At 65.2% G+C, this 17,316-nt stretch carries 12 protein-coding genes; 11 read left to right on the forward strand and 1 reads right to left on the reverse strand.

Translation table 11 applies throughout. The features are described 5' to 3' along the window. The first annotated feature begins 37 nt into the window (after positions 1-37). The 7 genes from DFR24_RS16480 (at position 38) to DFR24_RS16510 (ending at position 12,373) form a co-directional block, all read left to right on the forward strand. Entirely contained in the window at positions 38-1,537 is a 1,500-nt protein-coding gene (locus DFR24_RS16480) for a hypothetical protein (RefSeq protein ID WP_133882470.1), read from the forward strand. A 272-nt stretch (positions 1,538-1,809) separates the two neighbouring features. Then, on the forward strand, positions 1,810-3,267 hold the full coding sequence (locus DFR24_RS25175) for a fatty acid desaturase (protein ID WP_136249388.1): 1,458 nt from the start codon (positions 1,810-1,812) through the stop codon (positions 3,265-3,267). A 142-nt stretch (positions 3,268-3,409) separates the two neighbouring features. Beyond that, positions 3,410-6,133 (forward strand): LuxR C-terminal-related transcriptional regulator, encoded by a 2,724-nt coding sequence (locus DFR24_RS16490; protein ID WP_133882471.1) that lies wholly within the window; start codon positions 3,410-3,412, stop codon positions 6,131-6,133. Positions 6,134-6,431: 298 nt separating this feature from the next. Then, entirely contained in the window at positions 6,432-7,826 is a 1,395-nt protein-coding gene (locus DFR24_RS16495; protein ID WP_133882472.1) for a DUF1329 domain-containing protein, read from the forward strand. 199 nt (positions 7,827-8,025) lie between these two features. Continuing rightward, positions 8,026-9,765: an AMP-binding protein gene (locus DFR24_RS16500; protein ID WP_133882473.1), complete on the forward strand. Its 1,740-nt coding sequence runs from the start codon at positions 8,026-8,028 to the stop codon at positions 9,763-9,765. A gap of 146 nt (positions 9,766-9,911) precedes the next feature. Then, complete coding sequence (locus DFR24_RS16505) at positions 9,912-12,002, forward strand: PQQ-dependent dehydrogenase, methanol/ethanol family (protein WP_281280182.1); 2,091 nt, start codon at positions 9,912-9,914, stop codon at positions 12,000-12,002. Next, complete coding sequence (locus DFR24_RS16510; protein ID WP_133882475.1) at positions 12,002-12,373, forward strand: response regulator transcription factor; 372 nt, start codon at positions 12,002-12,004, stop codon at positions 12,371-12,373. The genes DFR24_RS16505 and DFR24_RS16510 overlap by 1 nt, the downstream gene beginning before the upstream one ends. A 184-nt stretch (positions 12,374-12,557) precedes the next feature. On the opposite strand, the gene DFR24_RS16515 is transcribed toward DFR24_RS16510, so the two are convergent. Further along, positions 12,558-13,322, reverse strand: a complete 765-nt coding sequence (locus DFR24_RS16515) for a MerR family transcriptional regulator (protein WP_133882476.1) — start codon at positions 13,320-13,322, stop codon at positions 12,558-12,560. Between the two features lie 248 nt (positions 13,323-13,570). On the opposite strand from DFR24_RS16515, the gene DFR24_RS16520 reads away from it, so the two are divergent. The 4 genes from DFR24_RS16520 (at position 13,571) to DFR24_RS16535 (ending at position 17,253) form a co-directional block, all read left to right on the forward strand. After that, positions 13,571-14,860: a cytochrome P450 gene (locus DFR24_RS16520; RefSeq protein ID WP_162851264.1), complete on the forward strand. Its 1,290-nt coding sequence runs from the start codon at positions 13,571-13,573 to the stop codon at positions 14,858-14,860. 24 nt (positions 14,861-14,884) lie between these two features. Beyond that, positions 14,885-15,064: a rubredoxin gene (locus DFR24_RS16525; RefSeq protein WP_133882478.1), complete on the forward strand. Its 180-nt coding sequence runs from the start codon at positions 14,885-14,887 to the stop codon at positions 15,062-15,064. A 228-nt stretch (positions 15,065-15,292) separates the two neighbouring features. Further along, a complete protein-coding gene (locus tag DFR24_RS16530; RefSeq protein ID WP_133882479.1) occupies positions 15,293-16,447 on the forward strand; it encodes an acyl-CoA dehydrogenase family protein in 1,155 nt (384 codons plus the stop codon). A 23-nt stretch (positions 16,448-16,470) separates the two neighbouring features. After that, positions 16,471-17,253, forward strand: coding sequence for an SDR family oxidoreductase (locus tag DFR24_RS16535; RefSeq protein ID WP_133882480.1), 783 nt, complete (start codon positions 16,471-16,473; stop codon positions 17,251-17,253). The last annotated feature ends 63 nt before the right edge of the window (positions 17,254-17,316 follow it).

Raw genomic sequence — 17,316 nt, forward strand, 5'->3', positions numbered from 1 at the left:
CGACCGACTGAGCGTGCCGCGAATCGCTGGAGCCCCGATGAAAGGAATCCGAGTTGCCGCGCTTCCGTTGTTGCTGCTCACGGCCTGTGCCTCGTTGAACGGGGAGGACGCGGACGTCGTCGACCCGTTCCAGGGATGGTTCGAGGAATTCCGCACCTGTCGGCAGGAGTACGCCGACATGGACGCGCGCGTGGAAGCAGCGGGGAAAGGCAACGGCGCCTATTACCGCGTCCCCGGTTATCCCTACTTCCGCACCGACCGGATCACGGCATCGATGGCGCGCGAAGTCAGGACGATCGACGAGATCGGCGGCTGGATGCGGCGAATGCGCGAGTTCGATCAGGAAGCGCGCGACGTCGAGTATCGGAACCTCGGGTTCACCGCGCATCAGACGGCGGAGTCCAACCTGCGCTTTCACGGCTGCGGCGGTGCGCTCGCGGCCGTCGAATTCATGGACGATCCCGATGCGCTGAAACGTCTCGTCGATGCCGTGCAGCCGCCTGACGAGTACTCGACGCTTCAGCGCATCGTCGGGCTCTACGCGGTCGACGCGCCGAGGATGAAGGCGCGCGTCGCGGCCTATCAGCACACGCTCGACGAGGCCTACCGGCAATCCCTCGTTCGCCGAAGCGGACAGGCAACGCCGACGCTGTGGAAGCCGCAACTCGAAGGCGACGTGTCGGACATCTCGAGTTTCGAAGTGGGTGCGATCACCGACGAACTCGGATTCCCCGCGCTCACCGACGGGCAGTGGCGAGCGCTGACCCTGGCGCATGCGCCGCATCTGCTGATCGAGACCGCGTCGGAGCACGATGTCCTCGCGCAGCCGGTCCTGACCGCATCGGGTGCCGCCGCAGAGATTTCGCAACACCGCGTTCACTACTACATCACCTTCACGCGCGTCGGCCACCGCGTGCTGCCGCAGTTCAATTACTTCTTCTGGTTTCGCGGTGAAGGCGAGGGAGCTCCACTCGACGGTTTCATCTGGCGGGTGACGCTGGATGGTGACGCGCATCCGCTCGTGTACGAGCGCATCCATACATCGGGCTACGGGCACGAGTGGTATCCGGTCCAGCCTCTCGTATCGCGAGCGGGAGAGAATCTGGAAGAGCCTCCCGTCATCGCGCCGGAACCGGCACCCGGACGTCTTCCGACGCTGCGGCTCCAGGCCCATTCGCACGCCGTGCAGCGCGTGGCGGCGCTGTCGGATGTGGAAGGCGCCACGGAAAAGACGTACGAGATCGTGCGGCTGGAAGATCTCTTCATGATGCCGTCGCCCTCGGGCGGAACGCAGAGCCTGTTCGGTCCCGACGGCCTGGTGAAAGGGCCCCATGGTCCCGATCCCATCGGTGGGCGATCCAGTGGCATCCACGAGCCGGGTGCGTTGCGGCAGCTCGGTCGGCACGCCATCGCCCACGTCGGCCGCGCCCACTTCGACGATCCCTTCCTGCTCGAATCCGTGTTCCACGTCCCCGAGCAAAGTCCGCTGCGGCCCATCGCGGGTCCGCTGTTCGATCGGTCCACGCTTTCCCGATAGGGCGCTAACCCGCCGGGCGACCACGGCGCCGCCGGATAACGCCTTGATCCGGACACGAAAGAACGCGGCCCGTCGACGCCGCGACACCCTGTGGCCCGTCGTGCGTGAGTGTTTCCCCCGCTCGCCCGGCACCACAAAAGACCCTCCTTTCGAAAGGCGCGTGCGCACCGCGAATCGCCTCAAATACCGAGCAGACTCCGAGGTGACAGGTCGCCTGCCCAGCGCAGCTTCGTCACCGGAAGGGGGCAATCGATGAGGCGGAGGAGCTAGCGATGGATATGCGCGTGAACCCGGTGCCGGACCTGTCGTCGGCCGAAACGTACCGAGACCCCAAGCGGCACGCGTGGTTGTTCTATCCGCTTTGGCTGCTGATGCCCGCGATCAGCATCGCGCTGGGATTGCAGACCGGACACACCGCGTGGTTCTGGCTCGTGCCAGCGTTCCTGTTCATCGGCATGCCGATCCTGGACCTGGTCATCGGCACCAGCACCCGAAACGCGCCCGAGCCGGCGGTGCCGCGGCTGGAATCCGATCCGTACTATCGATACCTCACCTACTTCTGCGTCGTCTTCCACTACCTCGCGTTGATCGTCGGTGCGTGGGCCGTGGCGACCCAGCCGCTCGACGTGCTCGGATACATCGGCGTCACGCTGTCCTGCGGACTGATCAGCGCGTACGGCATCGTCACGGCTCACGAACTGGGTCACAAGAAGGGCAGTCTCGAACGCTGGCTGTCGAAGTTCGCACTGGCGACCGGCGTGTACGGCCAGTACATGACGGATCACAACCGCGGCCATCATCGCGACGTGGCGACGCCGGAGGATTCCGGCTCCGCGCGCTTCGGCGAGAATTTTTACGCCTTCATGCTGATGCGCCAGTTGCCGCACAGCACCTTCAGCCGCCCCTGGCAGCTCGAAAAGGACCGCTTGTCCCGCAAGGGCAAGAGCGTGTGGTCGCTGGGCAACGAGTTCATCCAGCCCACGCTGATCTCGCTGGTCACCTACGGAATCCTGACGGCGATCTTCGGCCTCGCCGTCGTTCCTTACCTGGCCGCGGTGGCGTTCACCTCGTACTTCTTCCTGGCGATCATCGACTACATCGAGCACTACGGCCTGTTGCGCAAGAAGCTGCCCGATGGACGTTACGAGCGCGTGCGACCGGAGCATTCGTGGAACACCGACCACGTCGCCACGAACATCATGTACATGCACGCGCAGCGCCACTCGGATCACCATGCGTATCCGACGCGTCGCTACCAGGTATTGCGCAGCTATCCGAACCTGCCGACGCTGCCCAATGGCTATCCGGGCATGTTCTGGCTCGCGATGTTTCCGCCGCTGTGGCGCGCGGTGATGCACCCGCGAATACTGCAGATGTATGACTTCGATCTGAACAGGATCAACCTCGATCCAGGCAAGCGCGACGCGCTGTTCAAGAAGTACTCGCGCGTTCCTGACGCGTCCAAGGCGCTGCCGGCTGCAGCGCCTGCGCAAGCAGCGTCGTCGCCGACTGCCAGCGTCTCCGTGACGGCGAACGCAGCGCCGAAGTCCTACAAGTGCCCCGGGTGTGGCTACACCTATCGGGAAGCCAACGGCGATGCGTCGCAGGGTTTCGCAGCAGGCACGCGCTGGGCACAGATCCCTTTCACGTGGTCGTGCCCCGACTGCGCGGTGCGGGACAAGGTGGATTTCGTCGAGGTGCATCCCGCGCGCGCGAACGTCCACGCATGAAACGCAGCGGCACGCGATGAAACCGTCGCGCGCAGTCGACGGCTGGAGGCGGCGCGACAGCTGGACGTCGCGCCGCGCATGCGTCTGTGCACGGGTGCAAGCAAGGCTCCTGCTCGAAGCCAGGCCATAGAAGGGTTCGCCGATGAAGCCATCCGCTCAGCGCATTCTCAAGGCGAAGCGATGGGAGCTGTCCGAGGCCTTCTTCGAGCAGCCAAAACCCGTGGTCACGGTGACCGCGCCGGCCGGCTACGGAAAATCGACGCTGTTGTCGGAGTGGCGCAAGGACGTCGTCGCACGCGGATCCGAAGTCGTGTGGCTGGTCGTTGCCGAGGATGATCGCGACGGCGACAAGCTGACGATCGATCTTCTTCACGCCGTCGCTCCTGCGGATGCCCAGCGTAGCCAGATGCTGCTGGGCGGAGCGGGCACCAAGGGAAAGCGCGCCGTGATCATGGCGCTGCTCGCCGAGATCGCATCGCGCAGTCATCGCACCGTCCTGTTCATCGACGACATCCACTGGCTGGCGGACAGCGCGTCCGAACCGATCCTGCGCTTGCTGATCGCCAATCAGCCGAGGGGACTCGGCCTCGTTCTCAGTGGCAGAACACAGGAGTCCTCGCTGGTCAGCGAGGCGCTGCTGGAAGGACGCCTCACGCGATTCGCGTCGTCGCAGCTCGCGTTCGACGATGCCGAAGTGGCGGCTCTTCTGCGACAGCACGACGTCGATCCGCGCCCGGCGCTCGTCAACGGCATCGTCGAACGCACACACGGTTGGCCCGCGGTCATCCGCCTGATCGCGATGACCTTGCAGGAGGATCCGCATCACCAGGACGCCTTCCTGCGCGGCATGGTGGATCGACGCCAGGCGCTGACGGAATACCTGAGCGATGTGCTGTTGTCGCGCCTGCCCGAGCGGTCCGCCACCTTTCTGCTCCGGATCTCGCTGCTGCGCCGTTTCAGCGTGAGCCTGGTGGCAGCGGCCACCGGCATGGCGGACGCGCGGAGTCTTCTCGATGACCTCGAGCGTCGGGCGCTGCCGTTCAGCCGCAGCGGAGATCCCGCGCTTCCGTATGCGCTGCATCCACTGGTCCGGGAGTTCCTGCTCGCGCGGGTGAATCGCGAGGACCCGGTCGCCATCGCGGAACAGAGCCGGCGCGCCCTCGAATGGATGGATGCCAACCGGCGAGTGGATGCTGCGATCGACCTGAGCCTGGACGTCGGCGACATCGACGCGGCCGCCGCGCTGATCGATCGCTACTCGCGAATGGAGGCCCGCAACTACGGGCGGCATTCCACGTTCCTGTACTGGACCAACAAGCTGCCCCCCGAGCACCTGAACCGGTTTCCGAAGATCCAGTGCATCCGCGTGTGGTCGCTCAATGTCGTCCGACGCTATGGAGAGGCCGACGCGATCCTCCATGGCCTCGAAGCACAAGTCGCCGAGCAGAATTCGCGCGATGTCCTCGATCCTTCGTCGCAGCGGGACTACGTCGTCCGCGCGGTCGAGCTGGAGCGCTACATCCAGCTGACGTTGCGCGACCAGTGGGTTGGTCTCGCACCGAAGGTGCGCAACTGGATCGAGCGCTGGCCCGACAGCGACAAGATGGACCTGGGCATCGCGCACGTCCTGATCGGATGCGGACTGAGTGCGAGCAGCGATTTCGAGGAAGCCCTGCACCACCTTCGGCTGGGCCAGCGCTACTGGCGTGAGGTCAAGGCGCACTACGTCGCGGCCTGGGCCGACATGTGGGCGGTCACGACGCTCGCCAAGCAGGGCCAGGTGCGACAGGCCCTCTACGAATGCGACGAGGCGGTCGCCGAAGTGGCGACGCATCTGGGCGGACAGACGCCCGCCGAGATCATGCTGCAGGCGATGCGGGGCTACCTGCTGTACGAGATGAATCGCATCGACGAAGCAGGCGCGGCGCTGGAGTACGGACTCACCGCGCTCGTTGAGCAGTGCTCGGTCGACTCGCTGATCATGGGCTACGTGGCGCTGGCGCGTATCCAGAATTCGCAGGGATCGCAGATGGACGCCCTCGAGACGCTGGCCGAGGGCGAGGTGCTGGGCTGGGCGCACAATCTTCCGCGCCTGGCGATCGCCGTCGCCGCCGAGCGCATCGACCTGCTGCTGCGCCACGGCGAGATCAACCAGGCGCTGGTGGTCTGGGACGATCTGAAATGCTCGGCATCGCGCAAGGCCGGCCGCGAGTTCGACAACGTCCTGCGTGACAAGGCGAGCCGCATCGAGGCGCGTGCGGCGCTGCTGACCAACCGGTCCGCCCGCGCGCTGGAACTGATCGCACCGGCACTCGCGCACGCAGTCGAAACGCGGCAGCGCAGGAAGCAGGTCGAGCTGCTGCTGCTCAAGGCGATGGCGACACAGCAGGGAGATAACCTGCACGCCACGTTTGCGATCGTCCAGGAAGCGCTGGACGTCGCCATGTCGCAGGGCTACATCCGCGTGTTCGCCGACGAGGGACCGCCGCTGCAGCGCTTGCTGACGGCGTATCGCGAACAGCGTGGCGATGCGCTGAGTCCTGCGAGCGTGGCCTATCTGCAGCAGGTGCAGAAGGCCTTTGGTCCGCGCAGCGAAACCTCGAGTGAAGCGGGGACGGCGCCGATCGGGCAGGAGCTCACCACGCGTGAACTCAAGGTGTTGAGGAAGCTTCAGTCCGGGCTGTCGAATCGCGAGCTGGCGGACGTTCTCTTCATCACCGAAGGGACGCTCAAGTGGCACCTGCGGAACATCTACAGCAAGCTCGGCGTCGTGAGCCGGCTCGCCGCCGTCTCCGCCGCCCGCCAGATGGGACTGATCGCCGAGGAAGGCGAAAGCCGCAAGCCGGAACGCGCCTCGGCTCGATAGCGCGAGCCGCGGGAAAACCATTCGCCTACGAAGACCGCGTCCGTTCGGATGCGGTTTCGTCGTGCCTGTTGAGTAGGGTCTTCGCGATTTTTCCGTCCTCAAAAGGAGGGGATCCAAAGACCCTCCTTACGGCAGGCGCAACGCCGATCCGTTTGTTCCAACGTCCCGCCGCGAAACACATCGCCGGTGGAGGCCTGCGATCGACAGTCGCCGGAATGCGATCCGGCGAGACGCAGGAGCAGCGAACAGCCGGAGCGGCGGAGATCCGCCCCCGCGATACATCAACGAGGAGAAGCGCATGCGCATCAGAAAATATGATTTTGATTACAGCCGGCGATCGTTCATCGAGAAGGTGGCCAAGGGCACGGGAGCCGGTGTTCTCGCTCCGCTGTGGCCAACCATTGCCAACTCGGCCGACGACATCTCGAAAGCCTATCCCGACGAACTGCTGTCGATCGAGCTCTACACCAAGGGCAAGATCAAGCCCGGCGATCTGCTGACGCCGAACAACGTGGACGTCGTGAAGGATCTGCTGGATCCGATCGCCTACAAGCAGGTCAAGGAGCAGGGCCGCAAGATCTGGATCAAGGAGGCGACGAAGGACGTCACCTCGCTGTTCAACAACACGTACCTGGACATCACGCTCAAGAACAAGGGACGCGGAAAGTTCGGCCCCGACGGCAACGTCTGGACCGATGGCGAAGTCGGCAAGCACTGGGTCGGTGGTCTTCCGTTCCCCGACATCACCGAAGGCGCGCAGTGCATGGCCAATCTCTGCGGGAACTGGGGTCGCCACGACTACTCGCAGTACGCCATCCCGAGCTACTCGCTGGATCCGGGCGGCGACGACGCGTACTTCCACGAATTCGTCTGGACCGAGCTGCAGGTCACGGGCCGCAACGACGGCACCGTCTACAACAACTTCAGCGACAAGCTGCGCTACAACACGGTGTTCTTCACCGCTCCGAACGACACGAAGGGTTCGTCGTTCCTGTCGGTGTGGTACTACGATCAGCGCAAGTTTCCGGATCTCTACGGATACTTCCCGGCGTTCAAGCGTGTTCGCCAGTTCCCGACGAACCAGCGCTTCGAGCCGCTGGTGCCCGGCATCACGCTGTTCCTGTCGGACGCGTGGGGCGCCGGCGACCCGATGCTCACCTGGGGCGATTTCAAGATCGTCGAGCGCAAGCCGTTTCTCGGCGCGGTATCCGGAAGCCACAACTGGTACGGCGCGGGCAAGTCGCCGAACTGGGAGCCGCCGCGCAACGGCGGACCGAAGGGCAAGACGTTCTGGGACACGACGTTCGAGCTGATCCCGGAAGCGATCGTGTGGGATTCGGCACCGACCGGATATCCGCGTTCGCCGGTCGGCCGCCGCCGCGAATGGATGGACGCCCGCAACGGCATGATGATCAGCCAGGTCACCTACGACCGGCGCGGCGGAATCTGGAAGCAGTTCGAGCCCGGCTTCGGTCAGTTCAAGAACGAAAAGGGCGCGTACAAGGACAAGAAGGGATATCCCGACTGGTCGTGGCTGTACTGCACGATCCACGACATCCAGACCAATCGCATGACGCTGCTGCGTCACAGCGAGAAGGTGAAGTCCGGCTATGCCAGCCGGTACGACGATGGTGGTGAGGACGTCTACAACAAGTACATGACCAGCTCGGCGATCAACCGTCTCGGTCTGTAAGCCGATGTCCTGATCGAGGTTCTGGCGAAGCAGGTGATGGCAAAGGCCCGGGCTGAAACGCCCGGGCTTTTTTGCTGATGCGCTCTTCTTCCCCTTCCGCAAAGCCCTCATTTCGACAGGCGCGAATCCGTCGCGTGGTCGGCAAGCTCGTTGGAGAACCGCGACCGATCGCGGTCGATCGATCGCCGGATACGGATGCATGAACGTCGACACCGCCAGTCGCAGGACACCCGGGAGCAAGGAAGCCGACGAGTACCTCGCGCTCCGCGATCTGCTGGTGCGCCTGAGAGAGGACTACGACACGGCGTATCGGCAGTTCCGCTGGCCGCAGGCTTCCCGCTTCAACTGGGCGCTGGACCACTTCGATGCGCTCGCGTTGGGGAATGCGAACGTCGCACTGAAGATCGTCGACGCGAGCGGCAGCGAGACGTCGCGGACGTTCGAGCAGATGCGTCGAGCCTCCAACCGCGCCGCGCATTTCCTGATCCGCAAGGGAATGTGCCGCGGCGATCGCATGATCGTCGTCCTGCCCAATCGCGTCGAGCTCTGGGAGCTGATGCTGGCATCGATCAAGCTGGGCATCGTCATCTGTCCCGCGACGACGCTGCTGTCGAAGGCCGATCTTCGCGAGCGTGCGGAACGAGCCGGCGCACGCGCGATCGTGGCCGATGCCGACACCGCCGCGAGATGTGACGGCTTTCCTTGCGCGGTGAGAATCATCTGCGGCCCGTCCCGATCGGGCTGGGCCGCATACGACACGGCGGACTGCGCAGAAGCGTTCGATGGCCAGGGCACGACGCGCCCGGAAGATCCGAGCCTTCTGTACTTCACGTCCGGCACGACCAGCAAGCCGAAGATGGTCACGCATACGCAGCGCAGCTATGCGGTCGGCCATCTCAGCACGATGTACTGGCTGGGCCTGCTTCCGGGTGACGTGCACTTCAACATCAGCACCCCGGGCTGGGCCAAGCATGCGTGGAGCTGTCTCTTCGCTCCGTGGACGGTGGGCGCCACCGTGTTCGTCTTCAACCAGCCGGCGTTCGATGCCGCGCGCACGCTCGAAGCGATCGAACGCCACGGCGTCACGACGCTGTGCGCACCGCCCACTGCCTGGCGCGCACTGATCCAGAAGGATCTGTCGTCGTACCGCATGCGCCTGCGCGAAATCGTCAGCGCGGGAGAACCGCTCAACCCGGAAGTGATCGAGCAGGTGCGCGCTGCGTGGAACCTGACCGTGCGCGAAGGCTACGGCCAGACCGAATCGACGGCGCTGATCGGCAACTCGCCGGGGCAGGCAGTTCGTGCCGGTTCGATGGGACGCCCGCTGCCGGGATACCGGATCGAACTTCTCGATGCCGACGGAACGCCGGCGGAAGAAGGTGAAATTTCCGTGAGCCTGGCCGAGCGCCCAGCCGGGCTCATGGGCGGGTACTACGGCGATGCGGAGAAGACACAGGCCGCCATCGGCGGACGCTTCTACGGCACCTCCGATACGGCGCGCCGCGACGAGTCCGGCTTCTACTGGTACGTCGGCCGCACGGACGACGTCTTCAAGAGCTCCGACTACCGGATCTCGCCGTTCGAACTCGAGAGCGTGCTTGTCGAACATCCGGCCGTCGTCGAGTCCGCCGTCGTCGAAAGCCCGGACGCCAGGCGCCTCTTCGTTCCCAAAGCCTTCATCACGCTCAGGGCGGGAATCCGCGCAGACGACATCACTGCGAAATCCATCTTCGAACACGCACGGGCGCGTCTGGCGCCGTATCAGCGCATCCGCGTGATCGAGTTCGGTGAATTGCCGAAAACCATTTCGGGAAAGATCCGGCGCGTCGATCTGCGCAAGGCGGAAGCCGAACGAAGGGCCAGCGGAGAGCGGCTCGAGAGCGAGTTCTTCGAGATGGATTTTCCAGAATTCAGCAACAGCCGGTTCGGTTCGTCCTGAATCGGCGGGCAGACTTCGCGCCCCTTCCACGCAACGGGCGAACGAGGCGATTCCATCGCGCCAAGCAGCAACGATCCATCAAACAATAACGGAGGAGACAGATGCGGGACTCGGTGAGGCTGGCGTGCGTGGTGGCTTGCGCTTCGATGAGCCTGGCGACGGGGCAAGGATGGACGGCTGCGCCCGCGCCGGCGACAGGATCGGCGCAGGTCGATGCGAAGCGAATCATCGACGCGGATCGCGAGCCAGGATCGTGGATGAGCACGGGCAGGACCTACGACGAGCAGCGCTTCAGTCCGCTGGCGAAGATCACGACGCGCAACGTCAAGGATCTGGGCCTCGCCTGGAGTTATCGGCTGGATGTGGATCGTGCGACGGAAGCCACGCCGATCGTCGTCGACGGCGTCATGTACGTGACGGGTGCGTTCTCCATTCTGTCCGCGCTCGATCCGGTTACCGGCGCGGAACTCTGGAAGTTCGATCCCAAGGTTTCACGTGACAAGGGCCGCGACGGCTGCTGCGACGTGGCCAACCGCGGCGTCGCGGTCTGGAAAGGAAAAGTGTTCCTCGGCGCCTACGACGGCCGCCTGATCGCGCTGGACTCGAAGAGCGGAAAGCCGTTGTGGGTAACCGACACGACGCCCGACAAGACGCGCAGCTACACGGTCACCGGCGCACCTCGCGTCGTGAACGGCAAGGTGATCATCGGCAACGGCGGGGCCGAACTCGGCGTGCGCGGATTCGTGGCCGCCTACGATACCGACACCGGCAAGCAGCTCTGGAAATTCTTCACGGTGCCGGGCGATCCGCGTTATCCGCCCGAGAGCGAGGCGATGAAGCGGGCGAAGGCCACGTGGACCGGCGACAACTTCTGGAAGTTCGGCGGCGGCGGCACGGTCTGGGATTCGATGGCCTACGACCCGGATCTCGATCTGCTCTACATCGGCGTCGGCAACGGCTCGCCGTGGAATCGCAAGCTGCGCAGTCCGGATGGCGGCGACAATCTGTTCCTCTCGTCCATCGTTGCGTTGAAGGCGAACACCGGTGAGTACGTCTGGCACTACCAGACCACGCCGGGCGACACCTGGGACTACACCGCCACGCAGCACATCATCCTGGCCGAGCTGACGATCAAGGGGCAGCCGCGCAAGGTGCTGATGCAGGCGCCGAAGAATGGATTCTTCTACGTCATCGATCGCGCCAGCGGAAAACTGCTCGGCGCCGACAAATTCGCGAAGGCGACGTGGGCATCCCATGTCGATCTGAAGACCGGGCGACCCGTCGAGAATCCCGAAGCCGACTGGGCCAACGTCAAGGAGCCGCAGCTCGTGTATCCCGGGCCGATCGGCGCGCACAACTGGCAGCCGATGTCGTTCAGTCCGCTGACGCGCCTGGTGTACATCCCGAGCAACGAGGCGCCCGCGCTGTACACGCCGAACAACGAGCAGCGCTTCACCGGCCGAGGGGCCTGGCATCTGGGCATGCCGCCGGTCGATCTTCCCGAGGACGCCAAGACCCTCAAGGACGTGCTCGGCCTGTTCAAGGGATCGCTGCTCGCGTGGGACCCGGTCGCGCAGCGCGAGGTGTGGCGCCAGCCGTATCCGTACATCAACAACGGTGGCGTGCTGAGCACGGCGGGCGGCCTCGTCTTCCAGGGCACGGCGGACGGGCGGTTCCTTGCGTACTCCGCGGACAAGGGCAGCAGGCTGTGGGACGTGGCGGCGAATACCGGCGTCATCGCCGCGCCCATCAGCTACGAGATCGGCGGCGAGCAGTACGTCACCGTCGCCGCGGGCTGGGGCGGTGGTGCGCCGCTGGTGCTGGGTGCGGTGTCGTCGTCCGGGGATGTCGGATCCGAAGCGCGCGTGCTGACCTACAAGCTGGGCGGCAAGGCCACGTTGCCGGCGCCCAGGCCGCGGCCCACGGCGTTGCCCGAGCCGCCCGCACTCACCGCGGATGCGGCGATGATCGACAAGGGACGCGCGCTGTACAACGGTCACTGCGGCATGTGCCACGGGCCGAGCACGGTGGGAAGTTCGGTGCTCCCCGATCTGCGTTACCTCACACCGGACAAGCATCAGATCTTCGCGGGCATCCTGGCCGGCGCCTTCGCGCCCCAGGGAATGCCGTCGTTCATGGACGTGCTGACGGCGCCGGATGTCGACGCGATCCACCAGTACATCATCAAGCGCGCACACGACCTGAAGAAGGAACGTGCCGAGGAGGCCACGCGCTGATGGACCGCGTATCCAGCAGGTCCGATGCGCTGGACAAGGACGGCATCGTGTCGGGCGCGCGGGAAGGAGGCTCGGGACTTCATCGCAGTGGCTCCATCGGGGAGAAGCTCGAGCCGATGAGGGCTTCGGTCGTCCCGTACGCAAAGCTCACGCGTCGCGAGCAGCAGGTCATCCAGATGCTCAGCCGCGGATGGTCCAACAAGCGCATCGCCAGCGAACTGTTCGTCGCCCAGGACACGGTCAAGTTCCACCTCAAGGCTTCGTATCGGAAGATCGGCGTGCACAGCCGCATGGAGGCCGTGTATGTCGCCTCGCAGCTGGGCCTGGTCCGGTTCCCGGCCGCGACGCCGTCGTCCTGCAGCATCGAGTAGAACAAATAGAACAAAGAAGCGACGCGGCCTGCGCGTGCAAACCGCTACGCGAACCTGTCGTGGCGGCTCCGCCCGTCAGTGCTTCAGCATCGCCTTCTGGCTGCCCCCAAGGCGCCAAATGAGGTCGGGGACTGTTGATGCAATCCACGCAAGCCACGCCGCCGCGCGCCGGATGAAAATCACGTCACTTGCGCACACGTGATGGTTCGGCACGAGGGTCCGCGTGCGTCGCACCGGGACGGCGAGTCTGGGCGCGTACCGTCGCCGCACGACTGCGAAGATCCTCCAGCACCGTCCGCACGCGCACGAGGCCAAAGAAGCTGAGCAGCGAGGTAAGTGCCACCTGTGCCATCTGCGCGGCCGGTCCTTCCGGGCTGCGCCCTTCCAGGTTCTCCAGGAAGATCTTGAGCTCGGCGTGCGCGAGGTTCGTGGCTGCCTCGACATGCAGCTTGCAGACCTCCGGATGAAAACCGAGTTCTTCGGTGTAGCCCGCTGCACGCATGTCTCCCCAGATGCCGACGAGCTGCGCATCGATCCGGCCCAGATGCAGCGCCTTGCCACGCTTCACCAGCTTGATCGCGCCGATCTTCTCCAGCGCCCTGGCATCGTCCATCGCTTTCGGGTTGAGTCCGAGCACGCTCGATAGCGGCACCAGCGAATCGTCCACGCCCACGCGCGCGGCGATCAGGCGGTCGAGGTGCGGAAACGCGCTCGCGTCGGCCGGCATCGCTGTCGCGTCGCCGTCGAGCGCGCGCTTGATCATGTGGAGCGGGAGTCGCTTTTCCTTCTGCAGCTTGCGGATCGCGATGACGGCCTGCGCATGCTCCTCGCCATAGTCGGCGACGTTGGTCGCGGGCCGGGATGGTTCCGGCATCAGGCCGTGGCGCAGGTAGACGCGGATGGTTTCCCGGTTCACACCGGTCCGCTGCTCGAGATCCCGCATTTTCATGGTGTTCTAACTCCCGGACACGGTCCGGTTCCTGGCGGGGCGGGGCCGCTCAATTGCGCCTTTGCTCAACAGCTTAACCAAGCACGTGTCCCGTCTTTCCAAAAATGCGTTGACAGTATACGCATTATTGCGTTTACTACATACGCGCTGCTACCGGAGCGCGGCGGATCTCTTCGAAGGTGAGCGGCTCGGACTTCGTGGGGATGCCTGGCACCGGGCCAAGTACCCAGACGCAAGAGGAGAACCAAATGAGTGTTCCGAAGATTCCGACGGAGCTGATTGCCCCGGCGTTCAATCCGGCGACGTTCGGCATCGGCCGCCGTGAAGCGATCGATCAACTCTTCACGCGGCTGCGCAAGGACTACCCCCTGGCGCTGGCCGAGGTGCCGGGCTACGACCCGCACTGGATCGTCACCAAGTACGAGGACATCCGCGAGATCTCGCGCCAGGATCACCTGTTCCACAGCGCAGACCGGTCCAAGACGCTGGCATCGCAGATCGCCGAGAAGCTGATGCGCGATTACAGCGGCGGCATGCCGACGATCTTCAAGACGCTCGTGCACATGGATGATCCGGAACATGCGGAGCACCGCAAGGTCACCCAGCCGGAGTTCTATCCGCAGGCCATCGCCAAGATGGAGTCGCAGATCCGCGAGATGGCGCGCCGGCACATCGACGAATTCCTGGCCAAGGGGCAGGGCGCGGACTTCGCCACCGAGCTCGCGTTCCGGTTTCCCGCCGAAGTGGTCCTCACGATGATCGGCGTGCCCAAGAAGGACCACCAGAAGCTTCTCGACCTGACGCACTGGCTGTTCACCTACGCCGATCCGGACCTGTGCCGGCCGGGGGCGAACATCACCGACCCGCAGGAGATCATCAAGACCTGGGACGTCGTCTACAACGAGTTCAAGAACTACTTCGAGTCGATGATCCACGAGCGGCAGACCTGCCCGATGGGCGATCTGACCTCGCTGATCGCCAACGGCAAGGTCGGCGGCTGCCCGATGAACGAGCGCAACATGATCAGCTACCTCGTGATCCTCTCCACGGCGGGGCACGACAGCGCGGCGGCGACCAGCGCCATGAGCATGTGGATGCTGGCCGAACATCCCGAGCTGTTCCGCAAGATGAAGGACAACCCCGGCCTGATCCGCGGCTTCGTCGACGAGTCGATCCGCTGGGCCAGCCCGGTGCAGCAGTTCGTGCGCTCGGCGACCGAGGACTACGTGCTGCGCGGCCAGCAGATCAAGAAGGGCGACCTGCTGTACCTGTCATACATCTCGGCCAACCGCGACGAGGAGGTGTTCAAGGATCCGTTCACGTTCGATCCGGAGCGCTCGCCCAACAGCCACATCGCCTTCGGCTACGGTCCGCACATCTGCCTGGGCCAGCACCTGGCCAAGCTGGAGATGCGCGTCCTGTGGGAGGAGCTGCTGCCGCGGCTCGCGTCCGTGGAAATGGCCGCCCCCGGCAAGTTCGCCGAGTCCGAGTTCGTCTGCGGGCCCAAGAGCGTGCCCATCAACTACACCCTTGCCTGAGCGCGCCGGCAAAGAAGGATCGAGATGAGCACCCAGCCCTGGCGCAAGTTCCAGTGTGTCCCCTGCGGCGAGATCTACGACGAGGAACTCGGCGTCCCCGAGTTCAACATCCCTCCCGGCACGCGCTGGGAGGATGTGCCCGAGGATTGGCTCTGCATGGCCTGCGGCGCGCCCAAATCCGACTACGTGCTGCTCGAAGGCTGATCCACCGAGTTGTACCGCGCCGCCCTCTCCCTCCTCCCCCTCGGTTGCACTCTGGGGGAGGGCGGCGCCCTTTTCTGTTTTCCATCCCGGGCCCGCGCGCATCGCGCCGCTGCCGCCGTCGCGGTCCCGGCTTCCGGGATCCGGCAAGGGCGGCGTGATCCCCGCTCCCGTGGCCGGGATCCTCGAGTTGCCCGCCACACGCCATTTTTCGACTGCTTCGAGCCCATCATGACCGCCACTCCCTTCCGCTCCTCGTGGATGAACGAGGAACTCGATCTCCTGCGCGATTCCGTGCGCCGCTTCTTCGAGGCCGAGGCCGTACCGAACGACCACCGCTGGAACCAGCAGAAGCACGTCGATCGCGAGTTCTGGCGCAAGGCGGGCGAGGTGGGGATCCTCTGCGCGGGAATCCCTGCCGAATACGGCGGCGCCGGCGGGACCTTCGCGCACGAGGCGGTGATCTTCGAGGAGCAGGGCCGCGCGGCCTGCACGAGCTTCGGCAACCACGTGCACAGCGGCATCTCGGCGCATTACGTCAACGCCTACGGCAGCGAGGCGCAGAAGCGCCGCTACCTGCCCAAGCTCGCAAGCGGCGAGATGGTGGCTGCGATCGCGATGACCGAGCCCGGCGCCGGATCGGATCTGCAGAACATCAAGACCCGCGCCGTGCGCGACGGCGACCACTACGTCATCTCGGGCGCCAAGACCTTCATCTCCAATGGTTCGCAGGCCGATCTGCTCGTGCTCGCGGTCAAGACCAACCTGGATGCGGGAGGCCGCGGCATCTCGATGCTGCTGGTCGAGACCGCGGACCTGCCTGGCTTCCGCCGCGGCAAGATCCTCGACAAGGTCGGCATGCACGGCCAGGACACCTCGGAGCTGTTCTTCGACGAGGCGCGCGTGCCGGTGGAGGCGCTGCTGGGCGTCGCCGAGGGCCAGGGTTTCGCCCAGATGATGCAGCAGCTGCCGCGCGAGCGCGTCATCATCGCGCTGCAGGCGCTGGCCACCGCCGAACGCGCGGTGGAGCTCACGCACCAGTACACGCACGAGCGCAAGGCCTTCGGCAAGCACATCGCCGACTTTCAGAACACGCGCTTCTCGCTCGCCGAATGCCACACCGAGGCCCGCATCGGCCGCGTCTTCATCGATCACTGCATCGAGAAGCTGCTCGTCGCCGAACTCGACACCGCGACCGCGTCGATGGCCAAGTACTGGATCACCGACAAGCAGTGCGAGATCGTCGACACCTGCCTGCAATTCTTCGGCGGCTACGGCTACATCGCCGAATACCCGATCGCCCGCATGTTCGCCGATGCGCGCGTGCAGAAGATCTACGGCGGCGCCAACGAGATCATGAAGGAAGTCATCGCGCGCTCGATGTGAGTGCCCACCGGGGGGAGGTCGACGTGGAATTTCGCGACAAGGTCGTCTTCGTCGCCGGCGGCACCAGCGGCATCAACTTCGGCATCGCGCAGGCCTTCGCCGCTCGCGGCGCCCGGGTGGCGGTGCTGAGCCGCAGCGAGGAGAAGGTGGAGGCGGCCGTGAAGTCGCTCAAGGCCGGCGGCGGCTGCGCGGTCGGCTTCGCAGGCGATGTCCGCGACATCGGATCGATCGAGGCGGCGATGGCGCGCGTGAGCGCGGAGTGGGGCGCGATCGACGTGCTGATCTCCGGCGCTGCCGGAAATTTCCTCGCCGAGGCCGAGAAGCTGTCCGCGAACGGCTTCAAGACCGTGATCGACATCGATCTGCTCGGATGCTTCAACGTGATGCGCGCCGCTTTCCCGCACCTGCGCAAGCCGGGTGCCGCCATCGTCAACATCACCGCGCCGCAGTCGTGGCTGCCGACACCCATGCAGATGCACGTCTGCGCTGCGAAGGCCGGCATCGACCAGATCACGCGCACCGCCGCAATGGAATGGGGGGCACACGGCATCCGCGTGAACTCCATCGCGCCAGGGCCCATCGCGGAGACCGAGGGCATGCGCCGGCTGGCGCCGACGCCGGCAGCGGAAAAGGCCTGGACCGACAGCATTCCGCTGCGCCGCTGGGGGACCAAGCGCGAGATCGCCAAGGCAGCGCAGTGGCTGTGCTCGGACGACGCGGCCTACGTCACCGGCGTGGTGCTGCCGGTGGACGGCGGCTGGTCGTTGGGAGGGTCTGGCGCGATGGCGCGCGCGGTCGTCGCCTGACGCCGAAGTCCATTCACGCCGCACGACCCCGGACCGGGATACGGCCCTCGCTGGAGAACGTTT

Source organism: Panacagrimonas perspica (assembly GCF_004364935.1).
Taxonomy (GTDB): Bacteria; Pseudomonadota; Gammaproteobacteria; order Nevskiales; family Nevskiaceae; genus Panacagrimonas; species Panacagrimonas perspica.

What these genes read in the sequence shown, in the direction of transcription:
- DFR24_RS16480 (WP_133882470.1), top strand. Translation starts at nt 38, where the DNA reads ATGAAAGGAATCCGAGTTGCCGCGCTTCCGTTGTTGCTGCTCACGGCC.
- DFR24_RS25175 (WP_136249388.1), top strand. Translation starts at nt 1,810, where the DNA reads ATGGATATGCGCGTGAACCCGGTGCCGGACCTGTCGTCGGCCGAAACG.
- DFR24_RS16490 (WP_133882471.1), top strand. Translation starts at nt 3,410, where the DNA reads ATGAAGCCATCCGCTCAGCGCATTCTCAAGGCGAAGCGATGGGAGCTG.
- DFR24_RS16495 (WP_133882472.1), top strand. Translation starts at nt 6,432, where the DNA reads ATGCGCATCAGAAAATATGATTTTGATTACAGCCGGCGATCGTTCATC.
- DFR24_RS16500 (WP_133882473.1), top strand. Translation starts at nt 8,026, where the DNA reads ATGAACGTCGACACCGCCAGTCGCAGGACACCCGGGAGCAAGGAAGCC.
- DFR24_RS16505 (WP_281280182.1), top strand. Translation starts at nt 9,912, where the DNA reads ATGAGCCTGGCGACGGGGCAAGGATGGACGGCTGCGCCCGCGCCGGCG.
- DFR24_RS16510 (WP_133882475.1), top strand. Translation starts at nt 12,002, where the DNA reads ATGGACCGCGTATCCAGCAGGTCCGATGCGCTGGACAAGGACGGCATC.
- DFR24_RS16515 (WP_133882476.1), bottom strand. Translation starts at nt 13,322, where the DNA reads ATGAAAATGCGGGATCTCGAGCAGCGGACCGGTGTGAACCGGGAAACC.
- DFR24_RS16520 (WP_162851264.1), top strand. Translation starts at nt 13,571, where the DNA reads ATGAGTGTTCCGAAGATTCCGACGGAGCTGATTGCCCCGGCGTTCAAT.
- DFR24_RS16525 (WP_133882478.1), top strand. Translation starts at nt 14,885, where the DNA reads ATGAGCACCCAGCCCTGGCGCAAGTTCCAGTGTGTCCCCTGCGGCGAG.
- DFR24_RS16530 (WP_133882479.1), top strand. Translation starts at nt 15,293, where the DNA reads ATGACCGCCACTCCCTTCCGCTCCTCGTGGATGAACGAGGAACTCGAT.